The 13,281-nt window shown below is 70.9% G+C and carries 11 protein-coding genes and 1 pseudogene; 7 read left to right on the top strand and 5 right to left on the bottom strand.

What is annotated here, in order from left to right; all coding sequences use genetic code 11:
* Positions 1-15 precede the first annotated feature (15 nt).
* The 4 genes from AB0G20_RS20375 (at position 16) to AB0G20_RS20360 (ending at position 5,964) form a co-directional block, all read left to right on the top strand.
* Complete coding sequence (locus AB0G20_RS20375) at positions 16-2,751, top strand: SpoIIE family protein phosphatase (protein ID WP_361304282.1); 2,736 nt, start codon at positions 16-18, stop codon at positions 2,749-2,751.
* A 128-nt stretch (positions 2,752-2,879) separates the two neighbouring features.
* Entirely contained in the window at positions 2,880-4,244 is a 1,365-nt protein-coding gene (locus tag AB0G20_RS20370) for an FAD-dependent oxidoreductase (protein WP_361304279.1), read from the top strand.
* A gap of 156 nt (positions 4,245-4,400) precedes the next feature.
* Positions 4,401-4,895, top strand: a complete 495-nt coding sequence (locus AB0G20_RS20365) for a lamin tail domain-containing protein (RefSeq protein ID WP_361304276.1) — start codon at positions 4,401-4,403, stop codon at positions 4,893-4,895.
* Positions 4,896-4,989: 94 nt separating this feature from the next.
* On the top strand, positions 4,990-5,964 hold the full coding sequence (locus tag AB0G20_RS20360) for an alpha/beta hydrolase (RefSeq protein ID WP_361304273.1): 975 nt from the start codon (positions 4,990-4,992) through the stop codon (positions 5,962-5,964).
* Here AB0G20_RS20360 and AB0G20_RS20355 read toward each other — a convergent pair.
* The 5 genes from AB0G20_RS20355 to AB0G20_RS20335 form a co-directional block, all read right to left on the bottom strand.
* Positions 5,961-7,475: an FAD-dependent monooxygenase gene (locus AB0G20_RS20355; protein ID WP_361304270.1), complete on the bottom strand. Its 1,515-nt coding sequence runs from the start codon at positions 7,473-7,475 to the stop codon at positions 5,961-5,963. The two genes, AB0G20_RS20360 and AB0G20_RS20355, sit on opposite strands and share 4 nt — an antisense overlap.
* 106 nt (positions 7,476-7,581) lie before the next feature.
* On the bottom strand, positions 7,582-7,956 hold the full coding sequence (locus AB0G20_RS20350; protein WP_031110827.1) for a hypothetical protein: 375 nt from the start codon (positions 7,954-7,956) through the stop codon (positions 7,582-7,584).
* Between the two features lie 57 nt (positions 7,957-8,013).
* Positions 8,014-8,535, bottom strand: coding sequence for a roadblock/LC7 domain-containing protein (locus tag AB0G20_RS20345; protein ID WP_361304267.1), 522 nt, complete (start codon positions 8,533-8,535; stop codon positions 8,014-8,016).
* Between the two features lie 38 nt (positions 8,536-8,573).
* On the bottom strand, positions 8,574-9,404 hold the full coding sequence (locus AB0G20_RS20340; protein WP_361304264.1) for a hypothetical protein: 831 nt from the start codon (positions 9,402-9,404) through the stop codon (positions 8,574-8,576).
* Positions 9,401-9,829, bottom strand: a complete 429-nt coding sequence (locus tag AB0G20_RS20335) for a hypothetical protein (protein ID WP_361304261.1) — start codon at positions 9,827-9,829, stop codon at positions 9,401-9,403. The genes AB0G20_RS20340 and AB0G20_RS20335 overlap by 4 nt, the downstream gene beginning before the upstream one ends.
* A 57-nt stretch (positions 9,830-9,886) precedes the next feature.
* Here AB0G20_RS20335 and AB0G20_RS20330 point away from each other — a divergent pair, with 57 nt between their 5' ends.
* The 3 genes and pseudogenes from AB0G20_RS20330 (at position 9,887) to AB0G20_RS20320 (ending at position 13,235) form a co-directional block, all read left to right on the top strand.
* Entirely contained in the window at positions 9,887-10,684 is a 798-nt protein-coding gene (locus AB0G20_RS20330) for an aminotransferase class I/II-fold pyridoxal phosphate-dependent enzyme (protein WP_361304258.1), read from the top strand.
* Between the two features lie 53 nt (positions 10,685-10,737).
* A pseudogene (locus tag AB0G20_RS20325) lies at positions 10,738-10,875 on the top strand (aldehyde dehydrogenase family protein); the annotation flags it as partial.
* Positions 10,876-12,230: 1,355 nt separating this feature from the next.
* Positions 12,231-13,235, top strand: coding sequence for an ABC transporter substrate-binding protein (locus AB0G20_RS20320; protein ID WP_361304255.1), 1,005 nt, complete (start codon positions 12,231-12,233; stop codon positions 13,233-13,235).
* Positions 13,236-13,281: the final 46 nt, after the last annotated feature.

The following is a 13,281-nucleotide window of genomic DNA, read 5'->3' as shown; positions in this document are numbered from 1 at the left end:
GTGTAGACATGGCACATGGTCCGACTCTTGGGTCGATCCGGGACTCGATCGCCACTGCCGCCCGGCGCCGCGCCGTCGGCACGGCAGCAGCGGGAGGCGGGCCCGTCGCGATGGCAACCGGGGGCGGGGCTGCGGTCGGTGCTGGGCGGACGCAGCGTCGCCGGCCAGGTGTTCCTGCTGGTCGTGGTGATCGTGCTGCTGCTGGTCGTGGCGGCCGTGGTGGCGCTGGTGCTGCAGGTGCGGCACGACACGACGCAGGAAGCCCGCAACCGTTCGCTCGCCGTCGCGGAGACCTTCGCCAACGCCCCGGGCACCGCCGAGGCGCTGCAGGGGCCTGATCCCACCGCCGTGCTCCAGCCGCGGGCCGAGGCCGCGCGTGAGCGGTCCAAGGTCGACTTCATCGTCGTCATGAACACCGACGGGATCCGCTACACCCACCCCAAGCCGGACCGCATCGGGAAGCAGTTCGTCGGGACGATCGCGCCGGCGCTGGCCGGAGAGTCGTTCACCGAGAAGATCGACGGCACCATCGGCCCGCTCGTCCAGGCCGTAGTGCCGGTGAAGGACTCGGACGGCCGGGTCGTGGGCCTGGTCTCGGCGGGGATCACGACCAAGAACGTCGGCGGGACGGCCGACCGTCAGCTGCCCCTCGTCCTCGCGGCCGCCGCGGCGGCACTCGCCCTGGCGACGGCGGGTGCCGCGCTGGTGAGCCGGCGGCTGCTGCGCCAGACCCACGGGCTCGGGCCACACGAGATGACCCGGATGTACGAACATCACGACGCCGTGCTGCACGCCGTCCGGGAGGGCGTGCTCATCGTCGACGACGGCGGCACCCTGCTGCTCGCCAACGACGAGGCGCACCGTCTGCTCGGGCTGCCCGCCGACGCCGAGGGCCGGCACGTCCTCAGTCTGGGTCTCGACCCGGGCACCGCCGACCTGCTGGCCTCCGGACGCGTCGCCACGGACGAGGTGCACCTCGTGGGGGACCGGCTCCTCGCCGTCAACCAGCGGACCACGGACCGTGCGGGTGTCCCGCCGGGCAGCGTCGCCACCCTGCGCGACTCCACTGAGCTGCGGGCCCTGTCCGGGCGGGCCGAGACCGCGCGGGAACGGCTCAACATGCTGTACGACGCCGGTGTGGGCATCGGGACCAGCCTGGACGTGACCCGGACGGCCGAGGAGCTCACCGAGCTGGCCGTGCCCCGGTTCGCCGACTTCGTCACCGTGGACCTGTTCGACGCGGTACTGGGCGGCGGACAGCCGAACGCGGCGGCCGCACTCAGCCGGACGGCGGTGAACGGGATCCGCAAGGACGCGCCGCTCTACCCCACCGGCGAGCGGATCAGGTTCGTCGACTCCTCACCGCAGGGCCGCAGCCTCGCCACGGGCGGCCCCGTCCTGGAGCCCCGGCTGAGCGAGGCGCGGGGCTGGCAGGCACAGGACCTCGAGCGCTCCGCGCAGATCGTCGAGTACGGCATCCACTCCCTGATCACCGTGCCGCTGCGGGCCGGCACCCTGGTGCTCGGCGTGGTCAGCTTCTGGCGCTGCGAGAAGCCGGAGCCCTTCGACGCGGACGAGCTGGCCTTGGCGGAGGAGCTGGTCGCGCGGGCCGCCGTCTCCATCGACAACGCGCGGCGCTACACCCGCGAGCACAGCATGGCGGTGACGCTCCAGCGCAGCCTGCTCCCCCGCAACCTGCCCGAGCAGGGCGCCCTGGAGATCGCCTACCGCTATCTGCCCGCGCAGGCCGGGGTCGGTGGTGACTGGTTCGACGTGCTGCCGCTGTCGGGGGCCAGGGTCGCGCTCGTGGTCGGTGACGTCGTCGGCCACGGGCTGCACGCCGCGGCCACGATGGGGCGGCTGCGCACCGCCGTGCACAACTTCTCCGCCCTCGACCTGCCGCCCGAGGAACTGATCGCCCTGCTGGACGAGTTGGTCGGCCGTATCGACCAGGACGAGACGGAGGACGAGGGCAGCGCCCCGGTCACCGGCGCGACGTGTCTGTACGCCGTCTACGACCCGGTCTCCCGGCGCTGCACCGTGGCGCGGGCCGGACATCCCCCGCCGGCGCTGGTCCACCCGGACGGCACGGTGGAGTTCGCCGACGTGCCCGCCGGTCCCCCGCTGGGGCTCGGTGGTCTGCCGTTCGAGACGGCGGAGCTGGAGCTCGCGGAGGGCAGCCGGCTCGTCCTCTACACCGACGGGCTGGTCGAGGACCGGGAGCGGGACATCGACGTCGGCCTGGAGATGCTGCGCGAGGCGCTGGGCCGGGCCGGGCAGTCCCCGGAGGACACCTGCCGGGTCGTGCTCGACTCCCAGCTCACGGCCCGCTCCAGCGACGACATCGCGCTGATCGTCGCGCGTACCCGGGCGCTGGCGGCCGACCATGTCGCCGAGTGGCCGGTGCCGGCCGATCCGGCGGCCGTGGGCGAGGTGCGGGCGGCGGTCAGCCGACAGCTGGCCGAGTGGGGCCTGGACGAGCTGACGTTCAGCACGGAGCTGATCCTGAGCGAGCTGGTCACCAACGCGCTGCGGTACGGCGGCGGCCCCATACGCGTCAGGATGCTGCGCGACCGCAACCTGATCTGCGAGGTGTTCGACAGCAGCAGCACCTCACCGCACCTGCGGTACGCGACCATGACGGACGAGGGCGGGCGGGGTCTGTTCCTCGTCGCGCAGCTCGCGGAACGCTGGGGGACGCGTTATCTGCCCGCGGGGAAGGTGATCTGGGCGGAGCAGCCCCTGCCATAAGTGCCACTGGGGACACCCCATAAAGTAGCCTTATGAGCTCATAGACCGGACCCTCGTACCGACTTAGGCTTGCCTTAGTTTAGGCTTCCCGTCGAGATCGCTTGTCGCCGCTCGAAGGGAACCTGACCATGCCCCGCCCCCTGCGGGTAGCCATCGTCGGATCCGGCCCCGCCGGGATCTACGCCGCCGACGCCCTGCTCAAGTCCGAGGTGGCCGCCGAACCCGGCGTGTCCATCGACATCTTCGAGCGCATGCCGGCGCCGTTCGGACTGATCCGTTACGGCGTCGCCCCCGACCACCCGCGGATCAAGGGCATCATCACCGCCCTGCACCAGGTGCTCGACAAACCGCAGATCCGGCTCTTCGGCAACGTGGACTACGGCACCGACATCGGCCTGGACGACCTGCGCGCGTTCTACGACGGCGTGATCTTCGCCACCGGCGCGACGGCCGACCGGGCGCTCTCACTGCCGGGCATCGACCTCGACGGCTCGTACGGCGCCGCCGACTTCGTGTCCTGGTACGACGGCCACCCGGACGTGCCGCGCACCTGGCCGCTGGAGGCGGAGAAGGTGGCCGTGCTCGGCGTCGGCAACGTGGCGCTCGACATCGCGCGCGTCCTGGCCAAGACTGCGGACGAGCTGCTGCCCACCGAGATCCCGGCCAACGTCTACGAGGGCCTGAAGGCCAACCGGGCCAAGGAGATCCACGTCTTCGGCCGCCGCGGCCCGGCGCAGGCGAAGTTCAGCCCGATGGAGCTGCGGGAGCTGGACCACTCCCCCAACATCGAGGTCATCGTCGACCCCGAGGACATCGACTACGACGAGGGCTCGATCACCACGCGGCGCGGCAACAAGCAGGCCGACATGGTGGCGAAGACCCTGGAGAACTGGGCGATCCGCGACGTCGGCGACCGGCCCCACAAGCTCTTCCTGCACTTCTTCGAGTCGCCGGTCGAGGTCCTCGGCGAGGACGGCAAGGTCGTCGGTCTGCGCACCGAGCGCACGGAACTCGACGGCACCGGCAACGTCAAGGGCACCGGCACGTTCAACACCTGGGACGTCGGCGCGGTGTACCGCGCGGTGGGCTACCTGTCCGACAAACTCCCCAAGCTGCCTTGGGACATCGACTCCGGCACCGTTCCGGACGAGGGCGGCCGGGTCGTGCAGGAGTCGGGCGAGCACCTGCAGTCCACGTACGTCACCGGCTGGATCCGGCGCGGCCCCATCGGCCTCATCGGGCACACCAAGGGCGACGCCAACGAGACGGTGAAGAACCTGCTGGAGGACTACGCGGGCGGCAGGCTGCACACGCCCGCCACCCCGGACCCCGAGGCCGTGGACGCGTTCCTCGCCGAGCGCGACATCCGCTTCACCACCTGGGACGGCTGGTACAAGCTGGACGCCGCGGAGAAGGCCCTGGGCGAGCCCGAGGGCCGTGAGCGCGTGAAGATCGTCGAGCGCGAGGACATGCTGCGGGCCAGCGGCGCCTGACGCCTCACACCTGACGTTCTACATCCCGCGGGGCGGGTTCGGTGGCAATGTCACCGGACCCGCCCTTCTGCGTACTTGAAGCGTGTACGATCCGGAGGCTTCACTGAACCATCACATCGCCTTCACCTGAAGGCCATGCAGGGGGGACGAACGTCCATGCGTATACGCCTTGTCGCCACCACGGCCGTCGCTGCCGGGGCCCTCACCGCCCTGTCGGCGGTTCCGGCCCAGGCCGCCGAGTACGACTCCGCGCTGAAGATCCGGGGCATCCAGTACGACGCTCCCGGCAGCGACTCCAACCGCTGCTCGGGCGGGAACACCGCCGAGGAGTACCTGACCATCAAGAACTACTCGCGTTCGACGACGGTGAACCTCAAGGGGTACGTCGTGAAGGACGCCGCGGGGAACAAGTTCACCTTCACCGCGAGCCACAGCCTTCAGCCGGGTGACTACGTGAAGCTGCGCGGCGGCAACGGGGCCGACTCCGACGCGAACAACGTCGTCTACCGCGACAACTGCAACTTCATGTGGAACAACGACAAGGACACGATCTACGTGTACAAGCCGTCCGGCAGTCGTGCGGACGTGCACTCGTACACCGCGAGCGGCTCCGACGCGGACCGCAACGGGTACATCACCTTCCACGGCTGAGCCTTTTGCCGGAACGGCAACAGGCTTCGCGTGCGGCGCGGCGGGCGCTGGATGATCGGTGGACCGAGCGCCCCTTGGGATCGCGGGAGGATCCATGCCGCAGACGTCCGCCGCCGACCGCACGCATCGCCTTGTGCCGTCACCAGCCGGCCGCATCCACCTCGTGGAGCAGGGTGACGGACCGCTCGTGCTCCTGCTGCACGGGTTCCCCGAGTCCTGGTACTCCTGGCGCCACCAGCTACCGGCTCTGGCCGCGGCCGGCTACCGCGCGGTCGCCGTCGACGTCCGCGGCTACGGACGCTCGTCGCGGCCTTCGGAGCCGGACGCGTACCGGATGCTCGAGCTGGTGGAGGACAACGTCGCCGTGCTGGAGGCCCTGGGCGAGCCGTCCGCGGTGCTGGTCGGGCACGACTGGGGCGCGACCATCGCGGCGACCTCCGCGCTGGTGCGGCCGGACGTCTTCCACGCGGTGGGGCTGCTGAGCGTGCCCTACACCCCGCCCGGCGGGCCGCGGCCGAGTGAGGTCTTTGCGCGGATGGGCGGCGACGAGGAGTTCTACGTCTCCTACTTCCAGGAGCCCGGCCGGGCCGAGTCGGAGATCGAGCCCGACGTGCGCGGCTGGCTCGCGGGCTTCTACGCGGCCCTGTCCGCGGGCACGATGCCCGAGACCGACCCCCATTTCCTGGTCCGCGGCGGCCGGTTGCGCGACCGGTTCCCCGTCGGCCGGCTGCCGGACTGGCTGAGCGAGGCCGACCTCGACGTCTACGCCGGGGAGTTCGAGCGCACCGGGATGACCGGAGCCCTGAACCGCTACCGGAACATGGACCGCGACTGGCAGGACCTGGTGGGCTTCTCCGGTGCCCCTGTCACCCAGCCCTCGCTGTTCATCGGCGGCAGCCTGGACGCGTCCACGACCTGGCTGGCCGACGCGATCGAGGCGTACCCGACGACGCTGCCCGGCCTGAGGGCCTCGCACCTCCTGGACGGCTGCGGTCACTTCGTCCAGCAGGAGCGTCCGTCCGAAACCAACCGGCTCCTGATCGAGTGGCTCGCCGGCCTCCCGGTCTAACGCGCCGGCAGCCAGCGGTCGAGATAGGCGCGCAGACCCGTGAGGTCGGTGCCGCGCGCCAGGTAGCCCACGTAACCGTCGGGTCGTACGAGGGCGTGGGTGATGCCCGGCCACGGGCTCTGCGTGCCCAGGTGGTGCACGCTCACCAAGTCGCCCCGTCCGCCCAGGGGCGGGTCCTGGGGCCAGGAGCGGGTGGGGCCGCCGAGCAGGAGGTGGTAGCCCGGTCCGGCGACGCGGCGCTGAAGCCCGGCCGGGGTGTCGGGCAGGCGGTCTCCCGCGTGTGGGCCCTGCCGAGGGCGGGGCGATCCGGTGACGGTGGCGGGGCCGCGGCGGTAGTGGATGCCGAGTTCGGACACCGTGCGGAACAGGCGTGCCCGGGCACCGGTCGCGCGCAGGAGCAGGGGGGCCAGGTGCGGGGCGAGACGCGTCCGCGCCAGCCGTAGGGCAGGGTGGCTGCTCGTACCGACGGTGAACGCGCGGTCGGTGAGGCGGCGTACGCCGTGGCCGACCGGGGCGCGCTCCGCCTCGTACGTCTCCAGCAACTCCTCCGGTGCCGCGCCGCGGCAGACGTGGGCGAGCTTCCAGCCCAGGTTGAGCGCGTCCTGGATGCCGGTGTTCATGCCCTGTCCCCCGGCCGGGCTGTGGATGTGTGCCGCATCGCCCGCGAGGAAGAACGGGCCCTTGCGGTAGCGGGCGGCACCGCGGTTGTGGATGCGGAAGCTCGTCATCCAGACCGGATCGCGCAGGGACAGCTCGTCGGGCGTCCAGTTGTCGGTGATCCGCTGGAGGAGGTCCAGGGTCACCTCGCCGCCGGGAGCGCCCGGTGGGTGCATCGCGATCATCCGCCAGGTGGCCGGAGTGCCGAGCGGGAAGAAGAACAGCAGCCCGGCCGCGGTCATGTACGTGTGTGCGGTGCCTTGCTCCAGTCCGTCGGCCTCCAGGTCCGCCAGCAGGAACGTCTGCGGATAGGCGTAGCCCTCGAAGGCGATGCCCGCCGCGGTGCGCACGGTGCTGTGTGCGCCGTCGCAGCCGACGACGTAGCGGGCACGCACGGTCTCCTCGGTGCCGTCCGGGCTTCGCAGGCGGCAGGTGGCGTACTCGCCCTCCGCTTCGGCGCTGACCAGCTCGGTGCCCCGCTCGACCGTCACGTCCCGCGCGGCCAGATGAGCCGTCAGGGTGGCTTCCGTCTCCGACTGCGGGAGGAAGAGCAGGAACGGGTACGGCGTGTCGTCGCAGCCGACGTCGAACACCGGCACGTGCAGCACGCGTCGGGGCAGATGCAGGTGCAGCCCGACCGTCGCACTGCCCCGGTCGACGAGGTCGTCCGCCACACCGAACCCGGACAGCATCTCCAGGGTGCGGGGCTGGATCGCCGGGGCGCGGGACTCCCGGGTGCGGTCCAGTGACCGGTCCACGATCCGGAACGGGGTTCCATAGGCGCGCAGTTGGGTCGCGAGTGCGAGTCCGGTGGGGCCCGCACCCACCACGAGCACGTCCAGGGGTGCCGTCATGGCACCACCGTAGACGCGGTCGCTGCGCGTGTGTCGTCGCCGTGCGACGTGCCGGGGCCCTCCGCTGCACATGCGTGGCGGAGGGCGCCCGTCCGGTGGTGCCGGTTCAGACCTCCAGGTCGGCTTCGATGCGGCGCAGCTGGTGTCGGGCCATCGCGAGGTTGGCCCGGCTCCCGTCGAGCACCAGGTAGAGGAAGAGTCCGCTGCCTCCGCGCCCCTTCAGGAGGCGGATGAGGTGGTACTGGGTGTTCAGGGTGATCAGGATGTCCTCGATCTCTTCCTTCAGCCCCAGGTGCTCCATGGTGCGCAGCTTGGACCGGACGACGTCGGTGTTGCCCGCGGCGGCGACTTCGAGGTTGAAGTCCTTGGTGCCGCCGAGGGTGCCGAGGGCCATGCCGCTGGTGTAGTCGACGAGTGCGGCGGCCGTCGCTCCGTCGATGGAGCTCAGGCATTCCTTCAGCGCGGTCTCCGTGTTGGCCATGCGCTCGGTTCCTTTCCTTCGGTCTTCTACTTCGGTGGGTCGGGAGGTCGGGTTGGCTCAGATGCCGGTCTGCGGGCGCGGCTGGTGCGTGGGCCGCTGCGGGGTGCGTACCGGGAGGGTGCCGATGGGGCGGTCCGTGGCCGGGGGCACCGTGGCGAGGTGCTCTTCGGGCGCGGGCCGGTCGGCGTGACGACCGGTGCCCGGGCCCACTCGCGTGGCCACCAGGTCGGCGATCCGGGCGCCGCTGCGCCGGCCTTCGAGGTGGAGGCGGCCGACGTTGACGCGGTCCTCGGCGAGGAGGGTGAGTACGGCGGTCGTTCCGGCGGCGTAGGTCGCGACATAGCCTCCGGAGCCCCGCACCAGCAGTTCGCGGAAGTCGCCGCGGGCGGCGGCGTCGGTCATGCGGTAGGCGACGCCCAGGGCGGCGGCGGTGAGCGCCGCGAGTCCCTCCGGTTCGGTGTCCGGCACGTCCTGGGCGAGGACGAGTCCGTCGACGGTGGCCGCGAGGGAGCCCGTCAGCCGGGGTATGCGGGTGCGGAGCCGACGCAGTTCGTCCAGGACGTCGGTCTCGACGGCCATGAGCAGTCTCCTTTCGGCACGCTGTCTTCGCGCGCGGATCACAGTGCCTCCAAGGCGTGCAGGAGCCGTCGCAGCAGTGCGGTGTCGGGCTCGTCCGGTGCCACGGGACGAGGGGTGGGGCCCGGCTCGGCGGACACGGTGGCGGGGGCGGGGGCGGATGCTGGGGCTGGGGAGGGGACGGGGACCAGGGGGGCTACAGGAGCCACCAGCCCGGCGGCGGCGAGGCGGCGGAGTTCGACGAGGGTGTGGAAGGTGCGGCAGGCGAGGGCCGTGGCGATCTGGGCGGCGGTGCGGACGCCGTCGACCTGGGCGAGGGTCCGCCCTCGGCGGGCAGGCAGGTCGGCGGCGTCCGGTCCGGGCACCCGGGCGAGAGGCGCGCGGTCGACGGCGGGCTCGGGCCATATGCGGTGCAGCAGTTCGCGGCGGCGTCTGGACTCGCGCAGGACGGTGTCCACCGGTACGGGACGGACCGCGCCGAGCCAGTGCGCGGCTCCGGGACGGAACCGCAGCGCCGGTCCGTCCTGGGCGAGGACGAAGTACGCCGCGTCGAAGAGGGCGCCCAGGTGACACAGTTCCAGCGCGCCGGCGGCGAGGTGGCCGCTGTCCACCAACTGCCGTCCGACGCGGCAGCGGCGGCCGGCCCGGTCGATCGCCTCCCACCAGCCGTCGGGGGCGAGCGCACCGCTGTGGGTGAGCAGGTCGCCGAGGTCGGGTGTGACGGCGGATTCGACGTGCACGACGTGTCCCGCCGCGAGGTAGACGATCCCCGACTCGGTGGACAGGGCGCCGGTCGCGCCCTGCGCGGCGAGGGTGCCCAGCGTGGCTGAGGCCGGTTCGCCCGAGCGCGCCGTCAGGGTCGACGTGGTCATCCGAGCACCAGCCGGTCCGTTATCTCGGCCAGCCGGATGCGGGCCAGAGCGAGGTTCCCTTCCCGGCGGTCGAGCCATAAGTGCGCGAACACGGTGCTGTCGAAGGTCGTGGTGACGAACCTCAGCAGGTGGTACGAGTCGGCGTTGGTGATGATCAGGTCCTGTACGGGGGGCTCCTTGCCGGACGGCCCGCCCGGGTCGTCCTCCGGCGCTCCCCCCGGCTCACCAGCGGTCAGGGCAAGGGCGCCGCTCTCGGTGGCGAGGCGGGCGAGTTCGGCGGTTTCCGCAGCCATCGCCTCCACGTCGCCACCGGGTGCGTCACCCACCGCACCCAGAGCGAGACCACTGATCCAGTCGACCACCGACGCCCCTCGAGCACCTGGCAGCCGCATGGCCTCCAGCAGACTCTCGTCGATTCCGGGCACGCCGAACCCCCTCCCCCTGCACGGCCGTTCCCGCGAACGTGAGCACGACACTACGGAATGTGCTCGGCGCAGGTGAACGCTTTGGCATTTTCCAAAGGAATGTGCAGTGGAGTGGACAGAGGGGCATGCGGGATCGATCCGAAGCGGGCAGGAGTCATCCCGCTGCGCTCCGGGACTCTCAATCAGCGTCTTGGCCTGGGCTTCAGCGAGTCGGACCCTGCATCCCGCACTCCACAGCGAGTCGCATGTTCGGGCAGCTTCCGCAGGGCCCCTCAGGACTCATGCCGACCTCAAGTCGTCCACGCCCTGCGCGCAGCCGTGCTCGTACTCTGCGCGCTCTTCGTCTTCTGCAACCCCAGCAATCTCCGACCGGAATCGTGCACAGCCGGGCCGAGTTGGAGACACTCGCCGAACTGCTCGACGGCACGCCCACTCTCGTCAATCTCCGACGAGGCGTACGCCGACCTCAACACCTTCAACGGCTCGGTCAACGCCGTCGCCCAGGATCCCGCACTCGCCGCGGTGCGAACCTGCGACCCTGACATCGCAAGGATGCGGACGGAGTACGAGACGCGCCGCGAGATCATGCGGACGGAGCTCGACAAGATCCCGGGCCTCACACTGAGCTCTTCCGAAGGCGCGTTCTACCAGTTCCCACGGTACGACCTCGATCTGCGCTCGGCCGACGTCGTGGCGGCACTACGCACTTCGTACGGCGTCGCCGTCCGGCCGGGCAGCGAGTTCGGCGCCCGGGGCGAGGCGCACCTCCGGTTGTCGTACGCTGCCGACGCGGAGTCCATCACCGAGGGCGTCCGCCGTCTGGCCCACGGCCTCGCGGCCCTTGAGGCTCGGTGACGGCCGTATCCATGCAGAAGTCGGGGATTCGACCCATGCGCAGTGACACCCAGCTCACCCTGGCCAGTTAGAAAGTCGCCCCGGCCCTCGCCGCAGGCTGCACCGTCGTCCTGAAGCCGTCGGAAGCGTCACCGCTGTCGGCCCTGCTGCTGGGCCGCGTCGGCACCGATGCCGGACTGCCCCCCGGCGTCTTCAGGTGAGTTTCCCTTGGGCGAGGTTGTGACCTGCGGAAACGTCGACTGCCGGGCGCCTGGCCCGGGGATGCACCCCCCGTGGTTCCCACGTGTTCATGGGGGCTTCCCGGCCTCATGCGTGCCGAATCCGGATCGCGAGGGCGCCCGGCGTCACAGACTGTCGACGTGCCCGCCCGCGCCCGCTCGCGCGGCGGATCGCCAGGCATGCGCTGGTCATGGCAGGCGAGACAGCGTCCGGAGCTGAATCCGGATGTGCGGCCTCAGCCTGGGCCCGATGCCCCTCCTCAGGTGCGCACCGTGCGATGAGGGGCGCCGCCCCAAGCCGAGCCGTGCCGTCGTCCGGGCGCGAGGCGTCCGGCGTTCGCGATCCCGTCCCGTGGGCGGTAGCAGGCAGGGACAGGTCGCACGGACCGCGGTGCTGCCGGATGTGTCGCCGTCATGACGGTGCCCTCATTTCGCGGCTCCGACCCGGACCAGCGCGCAAGGAGGACCGCTAGCGGGCCGATCGTCCGGGATGTCGTACAGAGTTCGATACTTCGTTCAGCGATCGAAAGGTATGGCCGTGCCTGCCGAGCGTCAATACCTCCGCCGAAGAAGGCACTTTCGCGCCGGGCGGCCGGCAGGCAGTCCCCCTCGCCCGCTGCCCCGCGTTACCCAAACGTGATGGCCTGCTTCTCGCGCAACCTCTTGACCAGGGGGGACGGTGGGCGCTCATATGACCTCCGCATCACCGACACATTTGAGGGAGGTACGGCCGTGGCACATCCGGCGCACAGCAGCACCTCCCTGGCGGGTTGCGGCCAACGATTAGACCGCACCTCTCCTTGCGAAAGCCGGGCGAAGTGAGCGCCCGCACTCTCTGCGACGCCGCCGGGTCCGGGTTCGCGCCCCGGAGCCGGAGTTCTCGGCACCTCTGCTGAGCGCGGTCCGCCAGGACCTCTTCGCAGTGGCGGAGTGAAGCAGCGCCCTGCTCCTGGAGCCGTCGAGGAGTGGAACGAGGGCGCGGCCCGACCGGAGCACCTCCGGTCGTCACCGAGCCCGGACCCATCGCCCGCGTCGGCCGGGTGACATCAGCGCCACGACCACTTCGCCGACCCCTCCCTGATCCCGCCCTGCCCGCCGATCCGCTCCTCCGGTGCCGAGCACCTCGCCGGCTCCCCGCCCTCTGCGTCCGGCCGTTCCCGGCCGCACTCCACCCTGACCACCCTCTGACGGCACGCGCCACGCATGTTCAATATTTCGAACGTTGGTCGGCCTGCAGAACGGCATCACTCCCCTGGTTTCCGACGGAACGTCAGAAGCCGCAGCAACCGAGTCCCGTCCCCGGGCCGGCTCAACGAAGGAGATCAAGCATGCTCAGCAGAAGGAACTTCCTCACCGCGGCGGTCGGTGTGGCGGCTGCGACCGGACTCGCGGCCTGCGCCAAGGAGGACGGCGACGCTGCTGCCGCCGCCGGCAGCGGCAGCAAGGCGATCACCCTCGGCTTCTCCCAGGTCGGCTCGGAGAGCGGCTGGCGCACCGCCAACAGCGACTCGGTGAAGTCGGCCGCGAAGGACGCGGGTTACACCCTCAAGTTCTCCGACGCCCAGCAGAAGCAGGAGAACCAGATCTCCGCGATCCGCAACTACATCGCGCAGAAGGTCGACGTCATCGCCTTCTCGCCCGTGGTCGTCACGGGCTGGGACGCGGTGCTCAAGGAGGCCAAGGCCGCGAAGATCCCGGTGGTCCTCACCGACCGCTCCGTCGAGACCTCCGACGACTCCCTGTACGTGACCCTGGTGGGCTCCGACTTCACGGACGAGGGCCGACGCGCCGCCAAGATCCTGGAGAAGGTCCTGGAGAAGGCGGGCCACAAGGGCGCCGTGAAGATCGCCCAGCTGGAGGGCACCACCGGCGCCGCCCCCGCGATCGAGCGCGCCAAGGGCTTCAAGGAGGTCATGGAGGCGGACCACGCGGACGACTGGAAGGTCGTCGTCAGCCAGACCGGTGACTTCACCCGGGCCGGCGGCAAGCAGGTCATGGCGGCCTTTCTCCAGTCCAACCCGGACATCAACGTGCTCTTCGCGCACAACGACGACATGGCCATCGGCGCCATCCAGTCCATCGAGGCGGCCGGCAAGAAGCCCGGCAAGGACATCCTCATCGTCTCCATCGACGGCGTGAAGGACGGCTTCGTCGCCATGTCCGAAGGAAAGATCAACGCCATCGTCGAGTGCAACCCGCTGCTCGGCCCGCAGTTGATGGAGGTCGTGAAGAAGGTCAAGGACGGCGAGACGGTCGAACGCTGGATCAAGACCAAGGAGAGCGACTTCATGCAGGACCAGGCCAAGGACGCGCTCCCCACCCGCAAGTACTGACCGACCGTCCCCACCGGCAGGGAGCCTCCGGCCGGCCGACATCCCT

The sequence above is a fragment of the Streptomyces sp. NPDC024017 genome, from assembly GCF_040638895.1.
Taxonomy (GTDB): domain Bacteria; phylum Actinomycetota; class Actinomycetes; order Streptomycetales; family Streptomycetaceae; genus Streptomyces.
Note: the sequence above shows the minus strand (reverse complement) of the source record. Positions and strands in the feature narration are given on the sequence as shown.

What these genes read in the sequence shown, in the direction of transcription:
- AB0G20_RS20375 (WP_361304282.1), top strand. Translation starts at nt 16, where the DNA reads ATGGTCCGACTCTTGGGTCGATCCGGGACTCGATCGCCACTGCCGCCC.
- AB0G20_RS20330 (WP_361304258.1), top strand. Translation starts at nt 9,887, where the DNA reads ATGTGCTCGGCGCAGGTGAACGCTTTGGCATTTTCCAAAGGAATGTGC.
- AB0G20_RS20365 (WP_361304276.1), top strand. Translation starts at nt 4,401, where the DNA reads ATGCGTATACGCCTTGTCGCCACCACGGCCGTCGCTGCCGGGGCCCTC.
- AB0G20_RS20355 (WP_361304270.1), bottom strand. Translation starts at nt 7,475, where the DNA reads ATGACGGCACCCCTGGACGTGCTCGTGGTGGGTGCGGGCCCCACCGGA.
- AB0G20_RS20350 (WP_031110827.1), bottom strand. Translation starts at nt 7,956, where the DNA reads ATGGCCAACACGGAGACCGCGCTGAAGGAATGCCTGAGCTCCATCGAC.
- AB0G20_RS20320 (WP_361304255.1), top strand. Translation starts at nt 12,231, where the DNA reads ATGCTCAGCAGAAGGAACTTCCTCACCGCGGCGGTCGGTGTGGCGGCT.
- AB0G20_RS20340 (WP_361304264.1), bottom strand. Translation starts at nt 9,404, where the DNA reads ATGACCACGTCGACCCTGACGGCGCGCTCGGGCGAACCGGCCTCAGCC.
- AB0G20_RS20370 (WP_361304279.1), top strand. Translation starts at nt 2,880, where the DNA reads ATGCCCCGCCCCCTGCGGGTAGCCATCGTCGGATCCGGCCCCGCCGGG.
- AB0G20_RS20345 (WP_361304267.1), bottom strand. Translation starts at nt 8,535, where the DNA reads ATGGCCGTCGAGACCGACGTCCTGGACGAACTGCGTCGGCTCCGCACC.
- AB0G20_RS20360 (WP_361304273.1), top strand. Translation starts at nt 4,990, where the DNA reads ATGCCGCAGACGTCCGCCGCCGACCGCACGCATCGCCTTGTGCCGTCA.